General features: G+C 62.8%; 2 protein-coding genes. One reads left to right on the top strand and one right to left on the bottom strand.

Translation table 11 applies throughout. The features are described from left to right. Positions 1–527: UdgX family uracil-DNA binding protein (locus EOA86_RS36565; RefSeq protein WP_164892405.1), on the top strand; the 527-nt coding region annotated here is incomplete at its 5' end. Positions 528–529: 2 nt separating this feature from the next. Here the strand turns inward: EOA86_RS36565 and EOA86_RS36560 are convergent. Beyond that, on the bottom strand, positions 530–860 hold a 331-nt coding region (locus EOA86_RS36560), incomplete at its 5' end, for an MOFRL family protein (protein ID WP_281035745.1).

The raw sequence follows: 860 nt of genomic DNA, 5'->3' as shown, positions 1-860 counted from the left end.
ATGCAACACAGACCGTGTTCGGCGAAGGGCCTGACAAGGCCAAGGTGATCTTCGTCGGTGAACAGCCTGGCGACCAGGAGGATTTGGCCGGCAAACCCTTCGTCGGGCCGGCGGGCAAGGTCTTCGACGCCATCCTTGAGGATGCCGGCGTCGACCGGTTGAAAGTCTATGTCACCAACGCGGTCAAGCATTTCAAATTCGAGCCGCGCGGCAAGCGGCGCATCCACTCCAAGCCAAATGCCGGCGAGGTGCAGGCCTGCCGCTGGTGGCTCGACAAGGAGCTCGAAATGATCAAGCCCAATCTGGCGGTGGCGCTCGGCGCAACAGCGGCGCAGTCGCTGCTCGGCAAGGTCGTGCCGATCATGAAGATGCGCGGCGAGGTCGTGGAGCGCGACGATGGCTTGCGTGTGTTCGTCACCATCCACCCGTCCTTCATCCTGCGTATTCGCGAGCCGGCGGACAAACAGGCCGAGCGCGAGCGGTTCCTGCAGGACATGAAGGCGGTAAAAAAGCTGATGGCGGCCTGAACCTATCTGATCAGGATCGCCCTTAGGTCATTGACATTCGTCCCGGTCGGGCCGGGCATAAAAAGATCGCCGACGACGTTGAATGCCGTCCAGGCATTGTTGCCGGCGAGCATGGCCTTAGCATCGACGCCCGTCGCCCGCATCCGCGACACCGTCGAGCCATCGGCGAAGGCGCCGGCATTGTCCTCAGAGCCGTCGATGCCGTCGGTGTCAGCGGCCAGCGCGTGGATGCCATCCATGCCGCTGATGCCGATAGCGAAGGCGAGCAGGAACTCGCTGTTACGGCCGCCCTTGCCTTTTGCCCGCAAAGTCACCGTCGTCTCTCCACCAGAC

It is taken from the genome of Mesorhizobium sp. M5C.F.Ca.IN.020.32.2.1 (genome assembly GCF_004023105.1).
In the GTDB taxonomy this organism is placed as follows: domain Bacteria; phylum Pseudomonadota; class Alphaproteobacteria; order Rhizobiales; family Rhizobiaceae; genus Mesorhizobium; species Mesorhizobium wenxiniae.
The sequence above is the reverse complement of the archived record's forward strand: the minus strand, read 5'-3'. Positions and strand labels throughout refer to the sequence as shown.